Annotated in this window: 25 protein-coding genes and 1 riboswitch; of the genes, 17 read left to right on the plus strand and 8 right to left on the minus strand. The window is 73.4% G+C overall.

The window, feature by feature from the left end:
* Nucleotides 1-80 precede the first annotated feature (80 nt).
* Nucleotides 81-554 (minus strand): thioredoxin-dependent thiol peroxidase, encoded by a 474-nt coding sequence (gene bcp / locus ACZ6RC_RS00485; protein WP_469578339.1) that lies wholly within the window; start codon nt 552-554, stop codon nt 81-83.
* A 123-nt stretch (nt 555-677) separates the two neighbouring features.
* Between bcp and ACZ6RC_RS00490 the strand changes: the two genes are divergently transcribed.
* From ACZ6RC_RS00490 to ACZ6RC_RS00500, 3 genes are all read left to right on the plus strand, one after another.
* Nucleotides 678-998 (plus strand): DUF3618 domain-containing protein, encoded by a 321-nt coding sequence (locus tag ACZ6RC_RS00490; RefSeq protein ID WP_391143203.1) that lies wholly within the window; start codon nt 678-680, stop codon nt 996-998.
* Between the two features lie 60 nt (nt 999-1,058).
* Nucleotides 1,059-1,397, plus strand: coding sequence for a GroES family chaperonin (locus tag ACZ6RC_RS00495; RefSeq protein ID WP_365715335.1), 339 nt, complete (start codon nt 1,059-1,061; stop codon nt 1,395-1,397).
* A 106-nt stretch (nt 1,398-1,503) separates the two neighbouring features.
* Nucleotides 1,504-1,579, plus strand: a riboswitch (guanidine-III (ykkC-III) riboswitch).
* A gap of 31 nt (nt 1,580-1,610) precedes the next feature.
* Nucleotides 1,611-1,931 (plus strand): DMT family transporter, encoded by a 321-nt coding sequence (locus tag ACZ6RC_RS00500; RefSeq protein ID WP_391143372.1) that lies wholly within the window; start codon nt 1,611-1,613, stop codon nt 1,929-1,931.
* Nucleotides 1,932-1,968: 37 nt separating this feature from the next.
* On the opposite strand, the gene ACZ6RC_RS00505 is transcribed toward ACZ6RC_RS00500, so the two are convergent.
* The gene (locus ACZ6RC_RS00505) at nt 1,969-4,239 is read right to left on the minus strand and encodes a transglycosylase domain-containing protein (RefSeq protein WP_469578343.1); all 2,271 of its coding nucleotides are present in this window, start codon (nt 4,237-4,239) and stop codon (nt 1,969-1,971) included.
* A 156-nt stretch (nt 4,240-4,395) separates the two neighbouring features.
* Between ACZ6RC_RS00505 and ACZ6RC_RS00510 the strand changes: the two genes are divergently transcribed.
* From ACZ6RC_RS00510 to ACZ6RC_RS00525, 4 genes are all read left to right on the plus strand, one after another.
* Complete coding sequence (locus ACZ6RC_RS00510; protein ID WP_391143369.1) at nt 4,396-5,196, plus strand: ABC transporter permease; 801 nt, start codon at nt 4,396-4,398, stop codon at nt 5,194-5,196.
* Between the two features lie 130 nt (nt 5,197-5,326).
* Nucleotides 5,327-6,103, plus strand: a complete 777-nt coding sequence (locus ACZ6RC_RS00515; RefSeq protein ID WP_391143366.1) for an ABC transporter permease — start codon at nt 5,327-5,329, stop codon at nt 6,101-6,103.
* Between the two features lie 47 nt (nt 6,104-6,150).
* A complete protein-coding gene (locus ACZ6RC_RS00520; RefSeq protein WP_469579390.1) occupies nt 6,151-7,182 on the plus strand; it encodes an ABC transporter ATP-binding protein in 1,032 nt (343 codons plus the stop codon).
* A gap of 14 nt (nt 7,183-7,196) precedes the next feature.
* Nucleotides 7,197-8,600 carry a DUF445 domain-containing protein gene (locus ACZ6RC_RS00525; RefSeq protein WP_469578346.1) on the plus strand — a complete coding sequence of 468 codons (1,404 nt, stop codon included), beginning with the start codon at nt 7,197-7,199 and terminating at the stop codon, nt 8,598-8,600.
* A gap of 187 nt (nt 8,601-8,787) precedes the next feature.
* Here ACZ6RC_RS00525 and ACZ6RC_RS00530 read toward each other — a convergent pair whose 3' ends face one another.
* Nucleotides 8,788-9,090 carry a hypothetical protein gene (locus ACZ6RC_RS00530; protein ID WP_469578349.1) on the minus strand — a complete coding sequence of 101 codons (303 nt, stop codon included), beginning with the start codon at nt 9,088-9,090 and terminating at the stop codon, nt 8,788-8,790.
* Nucleotides 9,091-9,142: 52 nt separating this feature from the next.
* The gene (locus tag ACZ6RC_RS00535; RefSeq protein WP_469578351.1) at nt 9,143-9,841 is read right to left on the minus strand and encodes an excalibur calcium-binding domain-containing protein; all 699 of its coding nucleotides are present in this window, start codon (nt 9,839-9,841) and stop codon (nt 9,143-9,145) included.
* A 455-nt stretch (nt 9,842-10,296) separates the two neighbouring features.
* Between ACZ6RC_RS00535 and ACZ6RC_RS00540 the strand changes: the two genes are divergently transcribed.
* Nucleotides 10,297-11,415 carry an MrcB family domain-containing protein gene (locus ACZ6RC_RS00540; RefSeq protein ID WP_469578353.1) on the plus strand — a complete coding sequence of 373 codons (1,119 nt, stop codon included), beginning with the start codon at nt 10,297-10,299 and terminating at the stop codon, nt 11,413-11,415.
* A 9-nt stretch (nt 11,416-11,424) separates the two neighbouring features.
* Here ACZ6RC_RS00540 and ACZ6RC_RS00545 read toward each other — a convergent pair whose 3' ends face one another.
* A complete protein-coding gene (locus ACZ6RC_RS00545; protein WP_469578356.1) occupies nt 11,425-12,438 on the minus strand; it encodes an SEC-C metal-binding domain-containing protein in 1,014 nt (337 codons plus the stop codon).
* A 63-nt stretch (nt 12,439-12,501) separates the two neighbouring features.
* On the opposite strand from ACZ6RC_RS00545, the gene ACZ6RC_RS00550 reads away from it, so the two are divergent.
* Nucleotides 12,502-13,302, plus strand: a complete 801-nt coding sequence (locus ACZ6RC_RS00550; RefSeq protein WP_469578358.1) for a class E sortase — start codon at nt 12,502-12,504, stop codon at nt 13,300-13,302.
* Nucleotides 13,303-13,325: 23 nt separating this feature from the next.
* Here ACZ6RC_RS00550 and ACZ6RC_RS00555 read toward each other — a convergent pair whose 3' ends face one another.
* A complete protein-coding gene (locus ACZ6RC_RS00555; RefSeq protein ID WP_469578361.1) occupies nt 13,326-14,771 on the minus strand; it encodes an MFS transporter in 1,446 nt (481 codons plus the stop codon).
* Nucleotides 14,772-14,885: 114 nt separating this feature from the next.
* Between ACZ6RC_RS00555 and ACZ6RC_RS00560 the strand changes: the two genes are divergently transcribed.
* From ACZ6RC_RS00560 to ACZ6RC_RS00575, 4 genes are all read left to right on the plus strand, one after another.
* Nucleotides 14,886-15,416, plus strand: coding sequence for a winged helix-turn-helix transcriptional regulator (locus ACZ6RC_RS00560; RefSeq protein ID WP_391143174.1), 531 nt, complete (start codon nt 14,886-14,888; stop codon nt 15,414-15,416).
* Nucleotides 15,417-15,510: 94 nt separating this feature from the next.
* Nucleotides 15,511-15,810, plus strand: coding sequence for a DUF6412 domain-containing protein (locus ACZ6RC_RS00565; protein WP_453614178.1), 300 nt, complete (start codon nt 15,511-15,513; stop codon nt 15,808-15,810).
* Between the two features lie 219 nt (nt 15,811-16,029).
* Nucleotides 16,030-16,707: a YidC/Oxa1 family membrane protein insertase gene (locus ACZ6RC_RS00570; RefSeq protein WP_391143169.1), complete on the plus strand. Its 678-nt coding sequence runs from the start codon at nt 16,030-16,032 to the stop codon at nt 16,705-16,707.
* A 216-nt stretch (nt 16,708-16,923) separates the two neighbouring features.
* Nucleotides 16,924-17,781, plus strand: a complete 858-nt coding sequence (locus ACZ6RC_RS00575; RefSeq protein WP_391143166.1) for a fumarylacetoacetate hydrolase family protein — start codon at nt 16,924-16,926, stop codon at nt 17,779-17,781.
* 148 nt (nt 17,782-17,929) lie between these two features.
* On the opposite strand, the gene ACZ6RC_RS00580 is transcribed toward ACZ6RC_RS00575, so the two are convergent.
* Together ACZ6RC_RS00580 and ACZ6RC_RS00585 are read right to left on the minus strand one after the other, a co-directional pair.
* Entirely contained in the window at nt 17,930-18,397 is a 468-nt protein-coding gene (locus tag ACZ6RC_RS00580; RefSeq protein WP_469578366.1) for a heme-degrading domain-containing protein, read from the minus strand.
* A complete protein-coding gene (locus tag ACZ6RC_RS00585; protein ID WP_469578369.1) occupies nt 18,394-19,479 on the minus strand; it encodes a Gfo/Idh/MocA family oxidoreductase in 1,086 nt (361 codons plus the stop codon). Before ACZ6RC_RS00585 ends, ACZ6RC_RS00580 begins: the two co-directional genes overlap by 4 nt.
* Before the next feature lie 272 nt (nt 19,480-19,751).
* Here ACZ6RC_RS00585 and ACZ6RC_RS00590 point away from each other — a divergent pair, with 272 nt between their 5' ends.
* The 4 genes from ACZ6RC_RS00590 to ACZ6RC_RS00605 all read left to right on the plus strand — a co-directional run bounded on the left by ACZ6RC_RS00590 (nt 19,752) and on the right by ACZ6RC_RS00605 (nt 24,626).
* The gene (locus ACZ6RC_RS00590; protein WP_469579392.1) at nt 19,752-20,987 is read left to right on the plus strand and encodes an ROK family transcriptional regulator; all 1,236 of its coding nucleotides are present in this window, start codon (nt 19,752-19,754) and stop codon (nt 20,985-20,987) included.
* Nucleotides 20,988-21,106: 119 nt separating this feature from the next.
* Nucleotides 21,107-22,294, plus strand: a complete 1,188-nt coding sequence (locus tag ACZ6RC_RS00595) for a peptidase (RefSeq protein ID WP_469578372.1) — start codon at nt 21,107-21,109, stop codon at nt 22,292-22,294.
* Between the two features lie 272 nt (nt 22,295-22,566).
* On the plus strand, nt 22,567-23,331 hold the full coding sequence (locus ACZ6RC_RS00600) for a GntR family transcriptional regulator (RefSeq protein ID WP_469578374.1): 765 nt from the start codon (nt 22,567-22,569) through the stop codon (nt 23,329-23,331).
* A 173-nt stretch (nt 23,332-23,504) separates the two neighbouring features.
* Complete coding sequence (locus ACZ6RC_RS00605; protein WP_391143146.1) at nt 23,505-24,626, plus strand: TIGR03364 family FAD-dependent oxidoreductase; 1,122 nt, start codon at nt 23,505-23,507, stop codon at nt 24,624-24,626.

Raw genomic sequence — 24,626 nt, forward strand, 5'->3', positions numbered from 1 at the left:
TCAGGCCGGGCGCCGGGCGTCCAGGCCCGGCGCGGGACGGTCGAGCCCGGTCCCGGACGGCCGGGCCGGTCGCCGGGCGGTCAGGCCTGGATCTCCAGGTCCCGGAGGACCTTGGCGACATGCCCGGTCGCCTTGACGTTGTAGAGCGCCCGCTCGACCTTGCCCTCCTCGTCGACGACGACCGTCGAGCGGATGACGCCCGTCACCGTCTTGCCGTACAGCTTCTTCTCGCCGAAGGCGCCGTACGCCTCCAGCACCTCCTTCGACGGGTCGCCGACCAGCGTCACCCGCAGGGACTCCTGCTCGCGGAACTTCGCCAGCTTCTCCGGCTTGTCCGGGGACACGCCGATGACGTCGTAGCCCGCGGCGGCCAGCACGTCCAGGTTGTCGGTGAAGTCGCAGGCCTGCTTGGTGCAGCCGGGCGTCAGGGCGGCGGGGTAGAAGTACACGATGACCTTGCGGCCCTTGTGGTCGGCCAGCGAGACCTCGTTGCCGTCCGCGTCGGGCAGGGTGAAGGCGGGGGCGGTGTCACCGGGCTGAAGTCGCTCGCTCATGGCTCTCCTCGGAGGATGGACGCGTACGCCAGAAGAGCCTAATGGGGGTCGAGGACAACCCGAGAGCGCGGAAGCTGACAGACTGTCCATCAACGAACCGATGACGACAACGGAGGCAGCGCGGTGTCGGACGCCAGGACCCCTGCGCAGATCGAGGCGGACATCGTCCGCCGGCGCGACCAGCTTGCCGAGACTCTCGACGAGATCGGTATTCGGATGCATCCGAAGACGATCATCGGCGACGCGAAGGCGAGGGTCGCCTCGTCGGTCGACCACACCGCCGGACGGGCGTTCGTCGCCGTCAACCGGACCGTCTCCGGCGTGAAGGCCCGCTTCACCCACGCCGACGGCGCGCCGCGGCTCGAACGGGTCGTGCCGGTGGCCCTGGTCGCCGTGGCCCTCGTGGGGCTGCTGGCGACCTCGTCCCGGCGGCGCAAGGGATGACGCTCCCTGTGGCCCCCACCCGGCTACGGCCGACACGCCCGGGCAGGTAGGTTTCGGGGCGTGAGCGAGAACACGCACGACAAGCTGCCCATCAGGATGCTGCACGACCGCGTCCTGGTCCGGACCGACTCTCCCGAGGGCGAGCGGCGCTCGGGCGGCGGCATCCTGATCCCGGCGACCGCCGCGGTCGGGCGCCGGCTGGCCTGGGCCGAGGTCGTCGCCGTCGGCCAGAACGTCCGCACCGTCGAGACCGGCGACCGGGTCCTGTACGACCCCGAGGACCGGGCCGAGGTCGAGGTGCGGGGCGTGGCGTACGTCCTGATGCGCGAGCGCGACCTGCACGCGGTGGCGGCGGACCGCTTCCAGGGGTCCACGGACTCCACCGGCCTGTACCTGTAGCGCCCGCGGCTCGCCGCCTGCCGCGGAGCCGCCCGCCGTCCCGTACGGGGCTCGCGGCGGGGCCGGACCCGAGACCTGGTGACCATGGTCACCAGGTCTTTCGTCTGCCTTTTGCTAGCCTGGAGACACCCGACGAGACGCGCCGTACCGGGCCTTCCCAGGAATCGCAAAGACGACGCACCCCTGTTGATCCGTCTCGCGGAGGTGTTCGTCGTGGCCTGGGTTCTTCTCGTCATAGCCGGTGTGCTCGAAGTCGGCTGGTCCATCGGTATGAAGTACACCGACGGCTTCACCCGTCTCTGGCCGAGTCTTCTCACGGGCGCCGGGATCGTCGCCTCCATGCTCCTGCTGTCGCAGGCCGCCAAGTCGCTGCCCATCGGTACGGCGTACGGCGTGTGGGTGGGCATCGGAGCGGCCGGTGCCGCGGTGCTCGGCATGGTCGTGCTCGGTGAGCCGGCGACGGCGGCGCGGATCTTCTTCGTCTGTCTGCTGCTGGTCGCGGTGGTGGGCCTGAAGGCGACCTCCGGCCACTAGGGGGCCTCTTGCCGATCTTGCCGGGGTCACGACACCCCTAGGGGTTGCCCGCCCCGCCGGGCCGGTACCGCTGGACGCGGTCCTCGGCCCGGGGTGTGTCCGGGCGGGCGGCGCTTTCCGGCCAGCCGGGGCGTCCGGGCTCCTCGGCCTGTTTTGAGCGGCCCGGGCGCCCCGGTTCCCGAGTGTCGCCCGGTTCCCGTGTGCCGCCGAGGTCCCGGGGGTCGCGCGGGTCCCCGGAGCGCTCCGGGGCGAGGGGGTCCTGCGGGTCCACCGGTTCGAGGACCTCCTCCGCGCCCGCCGCGATCCGCAGGTCGAAATCCTTCGGCGCGGTCCCGGCCAGCGCCTCGCGGGTGAAGTGGCCCCAGACCTCCGCCGGCGCCCCGCCGCCGTCGATCCGGGGCAGGCCGAGCGCTCCGTACAGCGGTTTCTGCCGGCCCGTCTTCGGGTCCTGGCCCATCACGGCGACCACCGTCGCGAGATCGGGCGTGAAGCCGGCGAACCAGGCGGCCCGGTCCTCCTCGGCCGTGCCCGTCTTTCCGGCGGCCGGGCGGCCGGCCGACAGCGCCGCCTTGCCCGTACCGCTCTCCACCACCCCGCGCAGGACCGATGTCGTCGTGTCGGCGGCCTCCCGGCCGATCGCCTGCCGGGTCTCCGGGGCGGGCAGCTCCAGCTCCTGGCCGTCCCTGCTGACCTTGTCCACCAGCGTGTACGCGCGGTGGGTGCCGTGGTCGGCGAAGGTGGCGTACGCCTGTGCCATGTCGAGGACGCTGGCGGTGGCCGGGCCGAGCGCGATCGAGGGGGTGGCGTTGAGGTCGGGGGTCTTCGCGGGCAGGCCGAGGGCGATCGCCGTCTCCTTGACCTCGGCGGGCCCGACGTCCACCGCCAGCTGGGCGTACACCGCGTTGACGGACTGGTCGGTGGCCGCGCGGACGGTGAGCGGGCCGTACGACACGTCGTCCTCGTTGGCCGGGTCGTAGAGGTCGCCGGGCCACCCCTCCACCGGGCGCTTGTTGGTGCCGTCGTAGGAGGTGTTCGGGGTGATCGTCCGGCCGTCCTGGGTCTGTGCCGCGTTCTCGACGGCGGCCGCGAGGACGAAGGGCTTGAAGGTGGAGCCGACCTGGTAGTCGCGGCGGGTGGCGTTGTTGACGTACTGCTCGGTGTAGTCGACGCCGCCGTACAGCGCGAGGACCCGGCCGGTGGCCGGTTCGATCGCCGCGCCCCCCACCCGGACGAAGCGGTCGACGGGGTTGCGCTCCGGGTCGAGCCTGGACGTCACCTGCTCGTCGACGGCGGCGGCGAAGGCGTCCTGCTTCGGCTTCTCCAGGGTGGTCGTGATGCGGTACCCGCCGCCGGCGAGGGTCTTCGCGTCGATGACGCCCCGGGCGGCCAGATGGTCCTCGACGGCCTGGACGACGTAGCCGCGCTGGCCGGAGAGTCCGGTCGCCGGGCGGGCGGGGAGCGGGGCGGGGAAGACGGCGGCGGCCCGGGCGGCGGGGGCGAGCCAGCGCTCCTTGACCATGCCGTTCAGGACGTAGTTCCAGCGGGCGAGCACCTTGGGCCGGTTCTCGGGCCGCGCGGCCAGGTCGTAGGCGGTGGGGGCGTTGAGGAGGGAGGCGAGGTAGGCGGCCTCGGCGGTCTCCAGGTCCTGTACGTCCTTGTCGTAGTAGGCGTGCGCGGCGGCCTGGATGCCGTAGGCGTTGCGGCCGAAGTAACTGGTGTTCAGGTAGCCCTCGAAGATGGCGTCCTTGCTCTTCTCGCGGTTGAGCTTGATGGCGATGAAGAATTCCTTCGCCTTGCGGGTGAGGGTCTGTTCCTGGACGAGGTAGTAGTTCTTGACGTACTGCTGGGTGATGGTCGAGCCGGACTGCCTGCCCTTGCCCCGCAGGGTGTTCCAGGCGGCGCGGACCATGGCCTTGGGGTCGACGGCCGGCTGGGAGTAGAAGTCGCGGTCCTCCGCGGCGAGTACGGCGTGCCGGACGGTCTCCGGGACCCGGTCGAGGCGTACGTTCTCGCGGTTGACCTCGCCGTCGCGGGCGATCGGGGTGCCGTCGGCGTAGAGGTAGAGGTTGGACTGCGCGACGGCGGCGGCGTTGGCGGGTGGGATGTCCACCAGCAGGTATCCGGCCGCGAACCCGCCGGCCAGCAGCAGGACGGTGAGGAGCAGGGTGCCGAGGAGGAACCGCCGGACGCGCCGGCCGCGGGTCCGGCGCTTGGGCTTCCCCGCGGGCCGTGGCCGGGCGGGGGAGGCGGTGGGGAGGGTGGGGTCCCTGGGCTCCCAACCGGGCTGCCGAGGCTGGCCGTCGCTCATAGGTGGAGCTCCCGTACCGGACGAAGGGGGCATGTTCACCCCATACTGCACGCGCGCGGACAGAAGCCTTGAATACGACTCGAAATCCACTCGCGATGGCGGTACGCGCCCCGCTAGGGTCGGGCGCTTCGGTGCCGGGTGGAGGGAGCGTGTGTGGTGCGGCTGTACGCGACGGTCGCCGCGGGTGGGTTCCGGCGCCATGCCACGTATCGCATGGCCACGGTCGCGGGCGTGTTCACCAACACCGTCTTCGGCTTCATCCTGTCGTACACCTATATCGCCCTCTGGGACGAGAGGCCCCGGCTCGGCGGGTACGAGATGCCCGACGCGCTGGCCTATGTGTGGATCGGTCAGGCGCTGCTGGCCACCTGCGGGTTGATGGGCGGCGGGTTCCAGGAAGAGGTGATGGAGCGGATCCGGACCGGTGACATCGCCGTCGACCTCTACCGGCCCGCCGATCTGCAGGCCTGGTGGTTCTCGGCCAACCTGGGCCGGTCCGCGTACCAGCTGCTGGGCCGCGGGGTGGCGCCGATGGCGGTCGGGGCGCTCGTCTTCGACCTGCGGCTGCCGTCCCGGCCGGGGACCTGGGCGGCGTTCGTGCTCGCCGTGGCGCTGGGCTCGACGGTCAGCTTCGCGATCTGGTACCTGGTCGCGATGAGCGCGTTCTGGTTCCTCGACGGGCAGGGCGTGGCGCAGGTCGCCTGGCTGGGCGGCCTGTTCTTCTCCGGGATGCTGCTGCCGCTGAACGTCTTCCCCGGAGCGCTGGGCGAGGTGGCGCGGGTGCTGCCGTGGGCGTCGATGCTCCAGATCCCGGCGGACGTCTTCCTGGAGCGGTACGAGGGGTGGGGGCTGCTCGGCGCGTACGCGTTCCAGGCCTGCTGGGCGGTCGTGCTGCTCGGGGCGGGGCGGGTGGCGCAGTGGGCGGCGACGCGGAAGGTGGTGGTGCAGGGTGGCTGAGGTCGCGCCGCGGGAGCGGGACGGGGTCCGGGACGGGGCGGTCGGAACGGGGTCGGCCGGACAGGTGCGGGCGGTCCGGAAGGTCGCCGCGATCCGCCGGAACGCCGCCGACTTCTGGCGTACGTACCGCATGGTGGCGGGGATGTGGATCCGGTCCACGATGACCTACCGCGCCTCCTTCGCGCTCACCCTCCTCTCCAGCTTCGTCATCACCTTCTTCGACTTCGTCGTCATCCTGCTGATGTTCGGTCAGGTGCGGAGCCTGGGCGGCTTCTCGTTCGCTGAGATCGCCTTCCTCTACGGCCTGACCGGCACCTCCTTCGGACTCACCGACCTGATCATGGGCTCGCTCCAGCGGATGGGCAGGCGGGTGCGCGACGGCTCGCTCGACACCTTCCTGATGCGTCCGGCGCCCGTCCTCGCGCAGGTGGCGGCGGACCAGTTCGCGCTGCGCCGGCTCGGCCGGGTCGCGCAGGGGCTGCTGGTGCTCGTGTGGAGCCTGGTGGTCCTGGACGTGGAGTGGACGGTGGTCAAGCTGGTGCTCCTGCCGCTGACGGTCCTCTGCGGCACGCTGATCTTCGCGGCGGTGATGGTCGTGGGCGCGTCCGTCCTGTTCTGGGCCCAGGACGCCGCCGAGGTCACCAACGCCTTCACCTACGGCGGCAACACCCTGCTGCAGTATCCGCCGTCGATTTTCGCGCAGGAGCTGGTGCGCGGGGTCGTCTACGTCGTTCCGCTGGCGTTCGTGAACTGGCTGCCGGCGCTGTACATCCTCGGCCGCGAGGCGCCGGCCGGGGTGCCGGACGCGGCCGCGTTCGCGTCGCCGCTGGTCGCGGCGGTGTGCTGGGGGCTCGCCGGGCTGGCCTGGCGCACCGGACTCCGTTCGTACCGATCGACAGGGAGCTGAGCGTGTCCTCCACCGAACCCCTCCATTCCGCCGGTCCCGCCCGCCCCATCCCTCCCGCCGTTTCCGATGATTCCGGCGCTTCCGGTGAGGGGGGCGGTGGGGGCTTCATCGAGCTGCGGAACGTCGAGAAGGTCTTCTCGGTGCGCCGGAAGGTGGGACTCGTACGGCGCGAGAAGCGTGAGGTCCGGGCCGTCGACGGGATCAGCTTCGGCGTGGCGCGCGGCGAGATGGTCGGCTACATCGGCCCGAACGGCGCCGGCAAGTCGACGACGATCAAGATGCTCACCGGCATCCTGACCCCGAGCGGCGGCCGGCTGCGCGTCGCCGGCATCGACCCGTCCCGGGAGCGGACGCGGCTCGCGCAGCGCATCGGGGTGGTGTTCGGCCAGCGCACCACGCTGTGGTGGGACCTGCCGCTGAAGGACTCGTACCGCCTGATGCACCGGATGTACCGGATCCCGGACGACCGCTTCGCCGCCAACCTCGCCCGCTGCGTGGAGCTCCTGGAGCTCGGCGACCTGCTCGACGTACCCGTACGCCAGCTCTCCCTCGGCCAGCGGATGCGCGGCGACATCGCGGCGGCGCTGCTGCACGACCCGGACGTGCTGTACCTCGACGAGCCGACGATCGGCCTCGACGTGGTGTCGAAGGCGCGAGTACGCGAATTCCTGCGGGAGCTGAACGCCACCCGGGGCACGACCGTGCTGCTCACCACCCACGATCTGACGGACATCGAGCAGCTCTGCAAGCGGGTGATGGTGATCGACCACGGCCGGCTGATGTACGACGGGGCGCTGGCGGGGCTGCACGCGGTGGGGGAGAGCGAACGGCAGCTCGTGGTGGACCTGGAGCGGGAGCTGCCGCCGATCGAGGTGCCGGGGGCGCGGTTCGTCCGGGCGGAGGGTCCGCGTCAGGTGCTGGCGTTCCCGTCGTCCGCGTCGGCGGCGCCGGTCGTCGCCGCGGTGGCGGCGGCGTATCCACTGGTGGATCTGTCGGTGCGGGAGCCGGATATCGAGGCGGTGATCGCGAAGATGTACGGGCAGGGGGAACTCGGCGTGCGTGCGGGGAGTAGTCCCTGAGACAGGGAGGTGCGATGGAGAGCGACACGGGTTCCGAGGACGGGCGGGCTTCCGCGGGCAGGGCGGCAGCCGGTGCCGGCCTTGGCGGTGGCCCCGGTGCAGGCGAGGGCGTCGGGCGGGGCGCGGGGGGCGGACGGGTCCGGTCGCCGTTGCCGGCGTTCGCGTACACGGCGGCGGACGAGGAGCGGAGCCGTGCCGTCCGCCGGATGAAGACGATCGCGACCGGTCTGCTGCTCGTGGTCGCGGTGATCTACGCCCTGGCGACGTGGGCGGAGAACGCGGGGGCCGGCGCCTGGGCCGGTTATGTGGCCGCCGCGGCGGAGGCGGGCATGGTGGGCGCGCTGGCCGACTGGTTCGCGGTGACGGCGCTCTTCCGGCGGCCGCTGGGGCTGCCGATCCCGCACACGGCGATCATCCCGACGAAGAAGGACCAGCTGGGCGTCACACTGGGCTCGTTCGTCGGCGAGAACTTCCTGTCGGCCGAGGTGGTACGGGGCCGGCTGCGGGCGCTCGGCATCGCGGGCCGGGTCGGGGCCTGGCTCGCCGAGCCGGCGCACGCCGACCGGGTGACGCGGGAGCTCGCGACGGCGCTGCGCGGCGCGCTGACCGTGCTGCGGGACTCCGACGTCCAGGCGGTGGTGGGCGAGGCGATCACCCGGCGGGCGGAGGCGGCGGAGATCGCGCCGGGCATCGGCATGACCCTGGAGCGGGTGGTCGCGGACGGGGCGCACCACCGGGCGGTGGACCTGGTCTGCGCCCGCGCCCACGACTGGCTCGTCTTCCACGGGGACTCGGTGATGGACGCGGTCCAGGGCGGCGCGCCCGGCTGGACGCCCCGCTTCGTGGACCGCCGGGTGGGGGAGCGGGTCTACAAGGAGCTGCTCCGCTTCGTCACCGAGATGCGGGACATGCCGGCGCACCCGGCGCGCGGCGCGATCGACCGCTTCCTGACGGACTTCGCCGCCGACCTCCAGGCGGACACGGACACCCGGGGACGGGTGGAGCGCCTGAAGTCGGAGCTGCTGGCCCGCCCGGAGATCCAGGACATCATCGCCTCGGCATGGGCCTCGGTCCGCGGCCTGATCATCGCGGCGGCGGAAGACGACCAGAGCCAACTGCGCCTGCGCGCCCGGGCCTCGCTGATCTCCCTGGGCAAGCGGCTGGTGACGGACACCCGCCTGCAGGAGAAGGTGGAGGGCTGGCTCGAGGACGCGGCGGGGTACGTGGTCACGACGTACCGCACCGAGATCACCTCGCTGATCACGGACACGATCGCGAGCTGGGACGCGGACCAGACCTCGAAGAAGATCGAGGCGAACATCGGCCGCGACCTGCAGTTCATCCGCATCAACGGCACGGTGGTGGGCGCCCTGGCGGGCCTGGTGATCTACACGGTGAGCCACGGCCTGGGCGGCTGAGCCGGGCGGTCCTCGCCCCGGTGGTGCGCGGGGCGGCTGAGCCGGGCCTCGCTCCGGTGGTGGTGCGCGGGGCGGCTTAGCCGGGCCTCGCTCCGGTGGTGGTGCGCGGGGCGGGTGAGTTCCGGCTCACCCGCCCGGCGACTGTGGGGAGATGCGTCGTTGAGTACGTACGGCGGGGGCGGGGCGTTCAGCCCTTGTCGCGCGTGACCGCCCACGAGGCCCCGGCCACGGCCCCGGCGACGGTGAAGACCGCCGGCCAGGCCCCGACCTTCTTCGCCAGCGGATGCGACCCGGCGAACGCGGCCACATAGGCCGCCGCGAGCCCGGCGGCCGCCTTCCCCCCGGCGGCCTCCCGCCACTCCCGCACGGCGACGGCCCCGGCCCCGGCGAGCACGACGCCCCCGAGCGGCCGCTTCTTGGTCCACCGCGCGACGGCGTACCCCCCGACGAGACCGGCGGCGGCTATGGCGGGGGAGGGGACGCGGGGCATGACGGGGCACCTTCCGATCGACGGACCACCTACGGTACGACCCTGCCGTCGGCTACTCGCAGGCGACGCCGTCCCCGTCCCGGTCGAGGTGCCGCCCGTACCCGGGGTCGCCGACCCGCACGGGTGCCGCGCCGGCGGCACGGGCGGCGGCACAGTTCCGGTAGTACGTATCGCCCCCGCCCCCACCGCCGGTCCCTCCGCCGCCCCCACTACCGCTCCCGCCCCCGGAGGACGACTCGCAGCCGGTGCCGTCCCCGTCACCGTCGAGGTGCCTGCCGTACCCGGGGTCACCCCGCCGCACGGGGGCGGCGCCCGCCGCGCGGGCGGCGGCGCAGTTCGGGTAGAGCACGGCGGGCGGAGCGGCCTTCTTCGTACGCGTCGGCGCGGGGGTCGGCTTGGGCGTGGGCGTCGGGGTCGGCGTGGGAGCAGCGACGGTGATGCGTACGACGGCGGTGGCAGCCGCGGTGGCCGGGTCCTTCGGCTTCACCCGGTAGACGAACTCGTCCGCGCCACTGAACCCAGTAGAGGGCGTGTACCGGATGGAGACCCCGCTGACCTCGGCGGTCCCGGACTCGGGCGGCGAATCGACGACCAGCTCGTACGCCCCCGGCCCGAACACCTCGGAAAACGGTTGCTCCTGACCCCCCGGCCCCTTGGCGGCCGTGTCGTTGTCGAGCACGGCGACGACGACCCCTGCCCTGTCCGCGCTCTCCTCGTCGTCCACGAGCCGGAGCGCGACGACGGGCGCCACGGCCTTCGGCGAGGCACTCGTGGACGCTTCCTTGACCGGCTTGGGATCCGAGGCCCCGACGTCCTCTCCCCCCTCACACCCAGCGAGCACCAGGGTGACCACGGCCGCCCCCACGAGCGCCCGCCGACAACGAACCGCTTTTTCCGTACGCACAACCAGCCCCCAAGCGTTTCCGGTGACGGAGGGCACTGATGCTGCCACGGAAGGAAGCGGAATGTGGTGGATTCGTGAACTACTGGTGAAGACAGATGGGGGTGCTCCTGCTTTCGGGGGGCGTTGACGGTGAGGGTCTCGCCGAGCGTGCGGCGTGAGAAGCGCGGAAAAGCACGTGGGCGGGATGCCCACGCGGACCGTCCAGCCGCTACGGGCTACCGTGCATCGTCGGGCCACACCCCATCTTGACGAGGTGGGAGGGACCCGTGTGCGTGGGCAGGGACGTGATCTAGATTCGCCGCATGGGGATCCGAGACATGCTCAGCGAGGTCGCGAGCACATACGACCGCACCGCTGGTTCGACACGTGAGGTGAGGGGCCAGCAGGTGCTGCGGGGGGTGGCGAGCCGTACGGACCTCGCCCTTCCGGACGGCTTCAAGGCCAAGGGGCACGGGGGTCAGACGACGCCGGCGGCGACTCCCTGGATCGGGATCTTCGATACGAGCGGAGAGAGGGATCCCAAGAAGGGGCTCTATCTCGCCTACATTTTCAGCGCCGATTTGAAGAACGTGACCCTGACCCTCCAGCAAGGGATCACCTGGCTCGAGGACCGGCTGGGACGGGGCCTAGCGCGCGAGGCGCACTTGCGCCACCACGCGGCGCGGCTCCGCCGGGCCGTGCGGCGCCAGGAGCGGCAGGGGTGGGCCGACGAGCCCGAACTGCGGGACAGGGCCGCCCGGCCCAAGGCCTACGAGGCCGCGAGTGTCATCGCCAAGTCGTACGACACGGCCGCTCTGCCCAGTGACGTCGCGCTCATGGAGGACTTGCTCGTCGCCATCGGTTCTCTACGGCGCGCCGAGGAGGCGGACCGTGTCTGGTGGATGAGCGACGACGCGGACGCCCTGGAGATGTCGTACACGCCGGGCGGCACGCACGCTCAGCCGGTCATCGATCCGTTGGCGGGCTTCCATCCGAAGAGCAGCGGCGAGTACCTCGCGCAGATCACGGCGCGCCAGCAGGTCAAGCAGCGGAGTCACGAGAAGCTGATCGAGGACTTCGGTCACTTCGTCGTCGGGCGAGGGTATTCCCCCGTCACGCGAGGTCAGCACCCCAAAGATCTCGTGTTGCGCCGGTCGGACTCCACCGAGGTGGGATCCGACGCCGAGTGGTTGGTCGAGGCGAAGGTCGTGCGCAGTGGAAACCCGACGAAGGCGGTCCGTGAAGCGGTGGGGCAGCTCTACGAGTACCGCCACTTCCTCTACGAAGGGGAGCGCGAGCCCTTCCTCATAGGACTGTTCTCGGAAGAGATCGGTGTGTACGCCCCGTACCTGGAGGAGCGAGGAATCGCCTCGGTCTGGCGGGAAGGCGCCCAATGGGGTGGCTCCTCCAAGGCACAGGCGTGGGGGCTGGCCTCCGCCTAGCCCTGCGGGTCAGTCGTCCTCGCCGCCGTGGCACTCCCCGTACGTCCTCCCCGAGCCGCACCAGCACGCCCCCGCCCGTGCCGGCGGCCAAGGGGTCGCGCGGCCGCGGGCCGCCAGGGTGGTGGCGTATTGGGGGAGGAGGTCCGCGTTCGACGGGGAGGAGGCCTCGGAGGCGGCGAAGGCTTCGTAGGACGGGACCGTGGCCGGGACGATGCCGAGGTTGGGGGTGCCCGCCTGGGAGAGTTCGCGGAGGGAGGCCTCGATGTCCGTGAGGTGGGCGCGGTAGGTGGGGTACTCGGATTCGAGTTCCGGGTAGGCCGCGAGGAGCTCGTCCAGTTCCGCCTCCGGCCAGTGGAGGACCGCCACCGGGAACGGGCGGGAGAGGGCCGTGCGGTACGAACCCAGTTCGGCGCGGAGGCGGGCGATCTCGGCCTGGAGTTCGGCCGGGTCCGAGGAGCCCAGGGACCACAGGCGCTTGGGGTCGTGGAGTTCGTCCAGGGGGACGTCCTCCGTGTGGACCGTGTCGGCCAGCATGTCCCAGTCGTCGTGGGGGAGCGCCAGCATTCTGCGGACCCGGTGGCGGGACTTCAGGAGGGACTGGGTGGCGTGCGGGATCTCGTCGGAACCCCGCCCGGAGCCCAGCAGCAGGGTCGCCGCCTCCGTGAAGACCGCCTCCGACTGCTCCAGCTCGTCGTGCGTCTCCAGCGTCTCGGCCACGATCTCCCACGGCTCCGCGTCCTCGGGCGCCGACGTGCGCACGCCCTCGATGATCGCCCGGGCCTCCGCCTCGTGGCCGTACTCCCAGAGGTTCGCCGCCTTCAGCGCCCTGATCAGGTGCGGGTCCGACGGCCCGGACGAGAGCAGGGTGTCGTACAGGGTCGTCGCGCGGGCGCGGTCGCCCGACAGTTCGAGGTGGGCCGCCGCCCGCAGGAGCAGCGGTTCCCGGTCCTGCGGGTACCGCTCGGCGGTGCGCAGCAGGCGCTCGGCTTCGGTGGCGTGATCGGCAGGCGTGTCGGGGCGCATGATGAATACCGTACTGCTGTGCACCCCTGGAGAGTTGGCGCGTCAGCGCCTATCGTGCCCGGCGTGCGGGACAGGGTGCGTACGAGAGTGCCGGTGGTCGTCCAGACGAGCGGGGTGCGCGCCGGCCCCGCCCGGGTGCTGTGGGTGTGCGCCGAGGCCGTCGTCACCTGCGGTGTCGTCATCCTCCTCCTCGTCGTCCATCAGCTCTGGTGGACCAACCAGCAGGCCCGTGCCGAGGCCACCGAGCAGGTCCGCGCCCTGGAGCGGGAGTGGGAGGGATCACCCGAGGCCTGGCCCGAGGTCCGGCCCGAGGCCGGGCCCGAGCCCGCACCGGAGGAGCCCGCCGCCGGGGAGCCGTCGGCGGCCGCGCCCCCTCCCGTGGCGGGCGCCCCGGATGGTCGCTCTGCGCCGCCGGCCGGCTCCGCCGCCTACGCCGTCCTGCGCATCCCGCGCATCGGCCTCACCGCCCCCGTCGCCCGCGGCATCGGCAAGCGGTCCGTCCTCGACCGGGGGTACGTCGGCCACTACCCCCGTACCGCCGCGCCCGGCCGCCCCGGGAACTTCGCGCTCGCCGGACACCGCAACACCCACGGCGAACCCTTCCGGTACATCAACCGGCTCCGGGCCGGGGACGAGATCACCGTACGGACCCGGGAGCGGGAGTACGTCTACCGCGTCGACCAGGTGCTGCCGCGGACGGCCCCGCGGGACACCGGAGTCATCGCGCCCGTGCCCCGGTCCCTGGTCAAGCCCTCGTACGGCTACTCCTCGCCCGGCTCCTACCTCACCCTCACCACCTGCACCCCCGAGTTCAGCTCGACGTACCGCCTGATCGTGTGGGCGAAGCTCGTCCGGTCGGAGTGATCGCCGGAGGGCGGCGCGGGGCGTCAGCTCGGCCGGCCGGGGCGCGGGCGGGCCACGCCCACCGTCACCGCCGCGCCCGCCAGCCCCAGCACCGCCGCCACCACCAGCGCGGTGTCCGGTCCGGCGGGCGACAGCGCGATCGTCAGGGAGACCCCCGCCGCCGACCCGATGTAGCGGGCGGTGTTGTTCGCCCCGGATCCCATCGCGGCCCGCTCCGGCGGCACGGAGTCGACGGCGAGGCGTGGCAGGGCCGCGTTCAGGAGGCCGCTGCCGACGCCCGCCACGAAGAGGCCCGGCAGCATGCGCGCCCACGGGCCGTCCCCGTCGAGGGAGCCGAGGAGCCCGAGGACGCCAGCCGTGGAGAGCACGAAACCGACCGCCAGCTGGTGGTGGGCCGCGAGCCGGCCCGCGAGTCGGCGGGCCTGGAGCGCCACCAGGAACGCCGTGCCCGACCAGATCACGAACAGCCACGCCGCTCCCAGCGGCGACATCCCCGTCCCGCCCTGGAGGAGCGCGGGCAGGCAGCTGAACAGGCCGATCACCGCCAGGCCGGTGAACAGCGCTCCGGAGGTGGCCGCGAGGAACGCGGGGCGGCGCAGCAGTGCCGGGTCGATCATCGGGGTACGGCTCCGGCGCTCGACCGCCGCGAAGACCGCCGTGCACACGACCGCGCCGAGCAGCAGCAGGCCCACGGGGACCCGCAGCCAGCCGTCCCGGCCCAGGGTGAGCGCGGTGAGCAGGGCGGCGAGCGCCAGGCCGAGGGCGAGGGCCCCGGCGATGTCGGGCCGGCCGCCGCGCGGCGCTCGGGATTCGGTGAGGGTACGGGCGCCCAGCGCGGCGACCACGAGGGCGCCGACCGCCGGCACCTGGTACGCGAGCCGCCAGTCGATCGTGCTCAGCGCGCCCGCGAGCAGCGGGCCGAGCGCGATGCCCGCGCTCACGAACGCGCCCCAGACGCCCGTCGCCCGCACGCGCCGCGGGCCCGACGGGAAAGCGTGGGCCAGCAGCCCGAGGCTGCCCGCCAGGACGGCCGCGCTCGCCGCGCCCTGCGCGACCCGGGCCAGGGTGAACGTGAGCGTGGAGGGCGCGAACGCGCCGAGCCCGGTGGTCAGACCGAGCGCCAGGGTGCCGAGCAGGAAGACGCGCCGCCGGCCGTGGTCGTCGGCGAGGCTGCCGGTGACGAGGAGGAAGACGGCGAGACCGAGCGGGGTGCCGTTGAGCAGCCACGCCTGGGCGGAGGCGGGGGTGCCGAAGGCCGCCGACATGGCCGGGAGGGTGAGCATCGGGGCCGTGTAGTTCATCAACGTGACGGTCGTGGCGGCGCTGGTGACCGCGAGCGTGACGCCGGGCCGGGGGTTAGCGCCCGGGCGCCGCGGCCGTTCCTCGCCCGGAGCGGTTGCCGGTGCCGGTAGGGGTCCGGGTCCGGTGGACGAGGAGGCGTCGGCGGATGCGCGGGCGGGCTGGGGCATGGCGGACCTCGCCAGACATCGGGATGACCTGCGTACGGCATCGGTTCGGTGAATGAACTCACACGCTACCACGTAGGTTCGTTCAATGAACTGACTGCGCGTACACTTGGCCCCATGGCCCTCGGCAAGGACTACTCCGCGCAGCACTGCTCCATCGCCCGCGCCCTCGAAGTCGTCGGCGAACGCTGGACCCTGCTCGTCGTCCGCGACGCCTTCTACGGCGTGCGCCGCTACAACGACTTCCTCGTCCATCTCGGCGCGCCCCGCGCCGTCCTCGCCGCCCGCCTCCAGGCCCTCGTCGAGGCCGGCGTCCTGGACAAGCGCCGCTACCAGGAGTCGCCGCCGCGCGACGAGTACGTGCTCACCGACCGGGGGCTCGCCCTCTGGCCCGTCCTGCGCTCGCTGTCCCGGTGGGGGCGGGACGAGGTGCCCGGAGCCCTTCCCGTACGCCACTTCCACCACGCCGACTGCGGCACCGAACTCGGCTCGTACGGCGAATGCCCCGCCTGCGGCGTCCCCGTCCCGCCGGCCGACGTCGAGATGCGGCCCGGCGCCGGGCTCGATCCGGACCCGTCCGATCCGGTCGGCCGGGCCCTCCTCGCGCCGCGCCGGCTCCTCGCGCCGCTGGGAACCGATCGGGTATAACGATCGTCTGTAGCGCTGAGAGGCGGGCGGCCCGCGCAAGACCACCGCCCGTCCGTGGATCAGCGGGGATGCGACGCGTCAGGGGGTGGGGGAGATGGTCCAGGGCCTGGCCCTGCGCGTCATCGCGCCCCTCTTCTTCCTCCTCGCCCTCGCCGATCTGCTCCTCTCCGACGGCGCCGCCGTCCCCGCCGCCGTCGCCCTCGCCGCCGCGGCCGTCGTCCACACGCTCCTCGGCTCCCGTACGGTCCCCGCCGTGCCCCCGACGCGCGTGCGCACCGCCCTCCGCGACCGCGAGCACCGCACCGCCTTCCTGCCGCAGCGCGATCCCGACGCCTCGGGCCGCCGCAGGCCCCGGGCGCCCGGCCGTTCCCTCCCGACGGCCGCGGTCGCGTAGAGGAATCCGTACCGGCACATCCGTACCGGCACATCCGTACCGGCACATCCATACCGGCACATCCGTACTGGCACCCTTAGGTCCCGTACGTCTCGTACGTCTTCTCGTATGCGTACGCGCCGAGGTGTTTGTACGCCGTGCGGTGCCTCTCCCCGCGGTCCGTCCTGCCGAGCGTCTTCTCCTTCTCATCGGCACGACGAGACCCCTCGGAGGGCTCCCATGTCCGTTTTCGCCACCCTGGTCGAGCAGCTCGCCGACCTTCTCCAGCCGCTCTTCGCGACCGCCGCGACCGCCGCCGCGATCGTCCTCTTCACCGCGCTCGTACGGCTGGCGATCCACCCCCTCTCGCGGGCCGCCGCCCGCGGCCAGAAGGCCCGTACCCGCCTCGCACCGCAGCTCGCGGCGCTGCGCACCAAGCACGCCCGGAATCCCGAGCGGCTGCGCGAGGAGATCGGCGCGCTGCACGCCCGCGAGAACGTCTCGCCGTTCTCCGGGATGCTGCCCAGCCTGCTCCAGCTCCCGGCCTTCCTCCTGATGTACTACCTCTTCGCCGGTGACCGGATGGCCGGGCACAGCCTCTTCGCCGCACCGCTCGGCGACCGCTGGGCCGACGCGCTCACCGACGGCGGCCTGCTGGGGCCCGCCGGACTCGTGTACGTCGCGCTCTTCGCGTTCGTCGCCGCCGTGGCCACGTTCAGCTACCGCCGCACGAAGCGGCAGATGGCCGAGACCGCGGCCTTCCTGCCCGAGGGGCCGGGCGCGGGCGCGTTCGCCAAGGTCATGCCGCTGTTGGCGTTCGGCACCCTCGTCACCGTCGCCGTGGTGCCGCTCGCCGCCGCGCTGTACATCGTCACCAGCACCACCTGGACCGTCGTGGAGCGCGCCCTGCTGTTCTGAGTCGCGGCACAGAGCGCGGCGGGGAGTGCCGTGGTCGCTGCGCTCCCCGCCGCCCGAGGACGCTGCCTACCGTCGAGTAAGGGTCCAGGTTGTGAACGGGGTATTGCAGAGTGGTCGGATCTCTTGGAGGATCGACCAATCCTCCGATGGCCGCACTCCATCGGCCGGGGCCACCGGGGCCCGCCCCGGGCCCACCTCGACCACAGGGAGAAGACCATGAAGCTGCTGCGTGTCGGGCCGGCGGGCGCCGAGCGTCCCGCCCTGCTCGACCAGGACGGAACGCTCCGCGACCTGTCCGCGCTGGTCGACGACATCGACGGAGGGCTGCTCGCCGACGGGTCCGCGCTCGAACGGATCCGCGCCGCCGCCGGTGCGGGCGTGCTGCCCGCGCTCGACGCGACCGGGCTGCGGATCGGGCCGCCCGTCGGCCGGATCGGCAAGGTCGTGTGCATCGGGCTGAACTACCACGGCCACGCCGCGGAGACGGGCGCGGCGACCCCCGCCGAGCCGGTCGTCTTCCTCAAAGCCGCCGACACGGTCGTCGGGCCGGACGACACCGTGCTCGTACCGCGCGACAGCGTGAAAACGGACTGGGAGGTCGAACTCGCCATCGTCATCGGCCGCACCGCCCGCTATGTGGAGACGGACGAGCAGGCGCTCGCGCACGTCGCGGGGTACGCGGTCGCTCACGACGTCTCGGAGCGCGAGTTCCAGATCGAGCGCGGCGGCACCTGGGACAAGGGGAAGAACTGCGAGACGTTCAACCCGCTGGGGCCGTGGCTGGTCACCGCCGACGAGGTGCCGGACCCGCAGGCGCTCGGGCTCAAGCTGTGGGTGAACGGCGAGCTGAAGCAGGACGGCCACACGTCCGACCAGATCTTCCCGGTCGCGGAGGTCGTGCGGTACGTCAGCCGGTTCATGACGCTGTACCCGGGCGACATCATCAACACCGGTACGCCGGCGGGCGTCGCGATGGGCCAACCGGATCCGAAGCCGTACCTGCGGGCAGGGGACGTGGTGGAGCTGGAGATCGAGGGCCTGGGCCGCCAGCGGCAGGAACTCAAGGACGCCTGACCCTGCCGCCCTGGTCCGATGAGCCTGCGGGGGACGCAGGCGAACCGTGGGGACGCAGGCGAACCGTGGGGCGGGAGCCGGCCGGGCTCCCGCCCCACGGCCTGCGCTCCCGCCCCCACGCCCGGGCTACAGCCCCCGGCCGCCCGGATCACAGCCGCCCCGGCGCCCCCTTCAGTCGTTCCAGCGCCTCGACGACCAGGGCGTGGTCCTCGGCCTGCGGGAGGCCCGAGACCGTCACCGAGCCGATCACGCCCGCGCCCTCGACCGTGATCGGGAAGGAACCGCCGTGGGCGGCGTACCGGTCGGGGTCCAGCCGGGAGGACTGTTCGAACGTCGTTCCCTTGGCGCGGAAACGGGCGCCGACCAGGAACGAGCTCTCGCCGTACCGCTCGACGACCCGGCGCTTGCGGTCGATCCAGGCGTCGTTGTCCGCGCTGGAACCCGGCAGCGCGCAGTGGAAGAGCTGCTGCGCGCCGCGCCGGATGTCGATCGCGACCGGGGCGTGGCGCTCACGGGCCAGCTCGATGAGGAGGCTGCCGAGCGTCCAGGCGTCGTCGTACGTGAAGTGACGGAGGACCAGCAGGGCCTGCTGTGCCTCCAGTTCTTCGATGCTCACAGCGTCACCGTGCTTCCCTCGCGGGCGGACCGCTTCGCCGCCTCCAGGACGTCGAGCGTGGCCGCGGCCTCCAGCGCGGTGACCGGGTTGTCCCCGGTTCCGCGCAGGGCGGCGGCGACGGCCGTGTAGTACGCCGGGTAGTCGCCCGGCAGGGTCTCGACCGGGGTCCCGCCGCCGGTCAGCGGGGACTCCCCGGCCCCGAGCGTGCCCCACAGCGACTCCGGCTCCACGCCCCAGGGCGTGCCGGGCGCCGGGCGGAGCCCTTCGCGCAGCGCGGCCTCCTGCGGGTCGAGCCCGTACTTCACGAAGCCGGCGCGGGAGCCCAGGACCCGGAAACGCGGACCGAGCTGCGCGGTCGTGGCGCTCACGTACAGATGGGAGCGGACACCGTTCGCGTGGGTGAGGGCGAGGAACGTGTCGTCGTCGGCCTCCGCGCCCGGGCGGCGGACGTCCGACTCGGCGTAGACGGCCGCGACCGGGCCGAAGAGGACCAGGGCCTGGTCGACGACGTGGCTGCCGAGGTCGTAGAGCAGGCCGCCGATCTCCTCCGGGGCGCCGGATTCGCGCCAGCCGCCCTTGAGCTGTGGGCGCCAGCGCTCGAAACGGGATTCAAAGCGCTGCACGTCGCCCAGGTCGCCGTCCGCGAGGAGCGTGCGGAGCGTACGGAAGTCGTTGTCCCAGCGGCGGTTCTGGAAGACGGAGAGGAGGAGGCCCCGCTCGTCGGCGAGGGCGGCGAGTTCGCGCGCCTCGGCGGCGGTGCCGGCGATCGGTTTGTCGACGACGACGGGGAGGCCGGCCTTGAGGGCGGCGGTCGCGACGGGGACGTGCGTCTTGTTGGGGGAGGCGACGACGATCAGATCGAGCTCGTCCGCCCGCGTCCACAGCTCGTCGGGGGAGTCGGCGACCCGGACGCCCGGGTACGCGGCCCGGGCCTGCTCCTGGCGCTCGGGGCTGCCGGTCGTGACCGTGTCGAGGGTCAGGCCCTCGGTGGCGGTGATCAGCGGGGCGTGGAAGACGGAGCCCGCGAGGCCGTAGCCGACGAGTCCGACGCGGAGGGGGGTGCGGGGGCCGGTGCCAGTCATGCCTCCCACTTAAGCAACGCTGTTGCCAAAGTGCAAGCAGGGGGGACAATGGGCGGGTGGAGAGGGAGAACGGGCACGTGGAGCAGCGGGAGAGCGGGAGCCGCGCGGCGGCGACAGGTGGGGCGGCGACGAGGAGGGTGACGACGCCGGAGACGGCTCGGGCCGAGCCGCGGAGGCCCGAACCGGCGGCAGCCGAGGGAGCACCCGCAGCCTCGCGGAGGTCCGCGCCGGAGAGGGCTTCGGCGGCCTCGCGCGGGTCCGCCCCGGCGGTGATCGGTGCGAACCTCCCCGCCCTGCGCAGCCACAACGCCGCCCTCGTGCTCGACCTGCTGCGCGCGGCGGGCGGGGACGGGATCAGCCGGCTGGAGCTGGCCGAGCGGACCGGGCTCACCCCGCAGGCCGTCAGCAAGATCACGGCGCGGCTGCGGGCGGACGGCATGGCGCGGGAGGCCGGCCACCGCGCGTCGACGGGCGGGAAGCGCCGTACGGTGCTGTGCCTGGTCCCCTCGGCGGCGTACGCGATCGGTGTCCACCTCGACCGCGACGAACTCACCGCCGTCCTGCTCGACCTCGCCGGCGCCCGCGTCGCCACCCTGCGCACCCCGCTCGACCTGGGGGCAGGCCCGGACGCGGTCCTGGACGCCATCGAGCACGAGGTCTCGGCCCTCCGCTCCAGCGGCCCGAGCCAGGACGAGGACGAGGGTCACGGGGCCGACGAGGGCAAGGGCGCCGACGAGGGCCACGACGCGGATGAGGGCCACGGCGCCGACGGCGCGGAGGAGGCCGACGGCAGGGCCGGGAGCCCCGGCGGTCGCCACGCTGAGGGCGGGCAGGGCGGCGGTGGCGGGTGGGCGGTATCGCCGGCCGTCATCGGGGCCGGGGTGGCCATGCCCGGTCCCCTCGACCACCTCACCGGCGTGCCCGGTCGTGTCACTGGGTTTCCTGAGTGGGACGGCTACCCCCTCCGGGACGAGCTGGCGCGGCGGCTCGGGATGCCCGTCGAGCTCGACAAGGACACCAACGCCGCCGCGCTCGGCCTCGCGCTCCGCTCGCCCGCCGCCGACTCGTTCGCCTACGTCCACCTCGGTACGGGGCTCGGCGCCGGACTCGTCCTCGGCGGCCGGCCGCTGCGGGGGGCGCGGACCGGGGCCGGGGAGTTCGGGCACCAGACCGTGCTGCTCGACGGGCCCCCGTGCGGCTGCGGCGGCCGCGGCTGCCTGGAGGTCCTGTGCCTGGCGGCCGTGGGTGCGGGGGACCTCGCCGAAGCCGCGCGGATCCTCGGGACCGGCGCGGCGAACCTCGTCCGGCTGCTGGACATCGACCGCGTCCTCCTCGGGGGCCGGTCCGTCCTGGCCGCCCCGGACGCGTTCGCCGACGGCGCCCACCGGGTGCTCGCCGGGCTCGGCCTGCCCGTCCCGGTCTCCGTCGCGGGCACCCCGCACACGGTCGCCGAGGGTGCGGCCCAGCTCATCCTCTCCGCGCTCTTCACTCATCGGAAAATAGGCTGATCGGGCGGATTGCCCGGGTCGTACGGGCGCGTCCGCCGTGCCGTTCCCGGGCACGGGCCGGCCCGCGTGGCAACGTCGCGGCCGTCCCGTACGCCCGCGAGCAGCAAAGGCACCCGCTCATGCGACTGCGCAACGCCCTCGCCCTCGGTGTGACCGCGGCGACGACCGGCACCGCCGTGCTCGCGCTCACCGCCGCCCCCGCGCCCGCCGCCGCTCCGCCCGCCGTCTCCGCGGACACCGGCCCGGGGGCCGGCACGACGGCCGGCCCGGACGGTTCGGCCGGTCCGGGTGGTTCGGCCGGTTCGGACGGTCCGGACGCCGGACCCGGGCTGCTCTCCGGCACCGGTACGGGCCTGCTGTCCGGCGAGGGCACCCCCTTCGGCCCCCGGCTCAAGCCCGCCCCTACTTCTCCCCCCGCCCCGTCCCCCGACGCCGGGTCCGGTCCCGGCGGGGGGCCGCAGCGCCAGGACACGCCGCCCACCTGCGGCAAGGAGTCGGACCCCGATTTCCCGCTCGACACCCGGATTCACGGCGGGCCCGCCACCTACGCCCCCGGCGGCGACTTCCGGACCTTCAACGTCGACCTCACCAACACCACCACCGAGTCCTGCCACAGCATCCATCCGGTGCTGGCCCTCACCGACCGCGACCGGACCCTCACCCCCGCCCAGATCAGCCTGGAGTTCCACGACTCCGAGGCCGACCGCTGGCGACCGGTCCCCTTCGAGGGGACCGACCAGGACGAGAACATCGGAGTCTTCGCGGACATCGCCGACTTCGTCGGCTTCACCGTCCCGGCGGGCCGCACGGTCACGGTGCCGGTCCGGCTCTCCTTCCGCGCCGACACGGCGCCCAACGAGGTCGTGGTCCGGGCGGCGGTCGTGCAGCGCAACGGTGACGACGGCGACTGGGTCGGCGAGTCGGGCGACTACCGCCTCCGCATCGCCGACGGGGGAGACCCGGAGGACACCGAGGAGCCGAGGGCGACGGAGACCCCGGAGGCGACGAAGCCGCCCGGCGACCCGGAGGCCCCCCGGGAGACGAAGCCGCAGCCCACGGAGGGCCCTTCGCACTCCGTGTCACCGACGGACGGCGCCACCCCGCCCGAGAGCGAGGCCGACGACCCGCCGCTCCGCCCGCTCCCCGAACTCGCCCACACAGGTCCCGGACCGGACCCGGCCCGCACCCTCGCCCCCCTCTCCGGCGCCCTGCTCCTCGGCGGCGCCGCCCTGTCGGTCACCGCCCGCCGCCGGAGCCGTACGAGCGTGGAGGCGGAGCCCGCCCCCGTGACCGACACCCCCTCCTGACTCCGGTCCGCGACTCCTCGTCCCGGCCCCGGATCGGCTCCCTCCGGCGTCCCTCCGGCGTCGCGCCCGCCATCCCACCGCCCCTCCGGCGTCCCTCCGGCGTCGCGCCCGCCATCCCACCGCCCCTCCGGCGGCGCTCTCGCCCCCCTCCGGCGTCGCTCCCGCGCCCCTCGGCGCCACCCTCACCCGTTCGGGCCGTCCCCCGCACGCGGATCCCCGCAGGCCACCTTCCGTACACCCGCCCGTTCATTCGCGTCTGCGACCATCGGCCGGTGGACTACTCGACCGACCCGTCACCCGACTCCCCTGTCCGTTCCGGCATCCCGGAGCACGGGCGCATCCCCAAGTACTACGCGGTCAAGGCGAAAGTCGCCGGGCTGCTCGACGAGTTGGGGGAAGGGGGGCTGCTGCCCACCGAGCGGGAGCTGGCCCTGCGCTACGAGGTGTCCCGCGAGACCGTCCGGCAGGCGCTGCGGGAGCTGCTCCTCGAAGGGCGGCTCCGGCGTCAGGGGCGGGGGACCGTCGTCGCCGGGCCCAAGCTGGAGCAGCCGCTCTCCCTCGCGAGCTACACCGAAGGCGTCCGCCGCCAGGGCCGCCGCCCCGGCCGTACGCTCATCTCCCTCGACCGTTTCCCCTGCACCGACGCCCTCGCCGCCGACATCGGGGCGGAACGCGGCGAACCCGTCTGGCACATGGAGCGTGTCCTCCTCGCCGACGACGAGCGGGTCGGCCTGGAGAGCACGTACGTCTCCGAGGCCCGCGCCCCGCGTCTGGACAGCGAGTTCGATCCCGACTCCTCCTTCTACGCCTATCTCCACGAACGGCTCGGGATCGCCTTCGGCGGCGCCGACGAGCGGATCGAGACCGTGCTCGCCACCCCGCGCGAGGCCCTGCTCATCGGCACCCCGCCCGCGCTGCCGATGCTGCTGATCCACCGGGTCTCCCGGGACACCGCGGGCCGCCCCCTGGAGCGCGTCCGCACCCTCTACCGCGGCGACCGCTTCAGCTTCACCGCGCACCTGGGCCCCCAGACCTGAACCCCCGGCCGGACGGAAACGCAGCCCCCTGAACCCTCCGCGCCCCCGGTGCGACGATCGACCCATGCCGATAACAAAAAGGTAACGGGTCTAGGCCATCCTTGTCGGGCCGTTCACCATCCCGTTGCCGTACGGATCCGTCTCAGTCACCCACCCCGAGGAGCGTGGCCGTCATGAAGGTGATCGTCGTAGGAGCCGGCGTGGTGGGAACCATGCACGCCTGGCACGCAGTGGAACGCGGCCACGAGGTCGTACACATCGAGCGCGAGGCCGAGGCCCGCGGGGCCTCCCTCCGCAACTTCGGCCAGATATGGGTCAGCGGCCGCGCGGGCGGAGAGGAGCTGGACACGGCCCTGCGCGCCCGCGAGATATGGGAGGGCGTCGGCGCCCGGGTCCCCCGCCTCGGCTTCCGGGCGATCGGCTCGCTCACCCCCGTGCGCAACGAGCTCGAACTGGCCGTCGCCGAGGCCGCCCTGGCCCGGCCCGACGCCGCCGCGCGCGGCTACAAGCTCGTCACCGCCGACGAGGCCCGGCAGATCAACCCCGCCCTGCGCGGCACGTTCGAGGCGGCGCTGTGGTGCGAGCGGGACGCGGCCGTCGAGCCGCGCACCGCCCAGCTCGCCCTCCGCGAGGCGCTGCTCGCCTCCGGGAAGTACACCTTCCTGCCGAACCGCGAAGTCCGGGACGTCGTCGGCGAGAACGCCGTGCGCGACGACCGGGGCGAGACCCACACCGGCGACGTCGTGGTGCTGTGCACCGGCGCCTGGCTCGGCGGTCTGGTCCGGGAGGTCGCCGGCGAGGTCCCCGTCCGCCGCGTCCGCCTGCAGATGATGCAGACCGACCCGCTCGGCGAGCCGCTCACCACCTCCGTCGCCGACGCCGACTCCTTCCGCTACTACCCGGCGTACGCGTCCGAGGCGCTCGACGCGCTGAACGCGGGGCAGGCGCAGGACCCGACGGCCGCCGGCCACAAGATGCAGCTCCTCATGGTGCAGCGGCTCGACGGCGGGCTGACCATCGGCGACACCCACGAGTACGAGCACCCCTTCGCCTTCGACACCCTCGAAGACCCCTACGAGCACCTGACCCGGGTGGTCGAGTCCTTCCTCGGCCGCCCGCTGCCGAGGATCCGGCGCCGCTGGGCCGGCGTGTACGCGCAGTGCGTCGACACCAGCCGTGTCGTGCACCGCCAGCGGGTCCGCGACGGCGTGTGGCTGGTGACCGGACCCGGCGGCCGGGGCATGACCTGCTCGCCCGCCATCGCAGAGACGACCGCCGACGAACTGGGCTGGTGA

It is taken from the genome of Streptomyces sp. NPDC048353 (assembly GCF_055587165.1).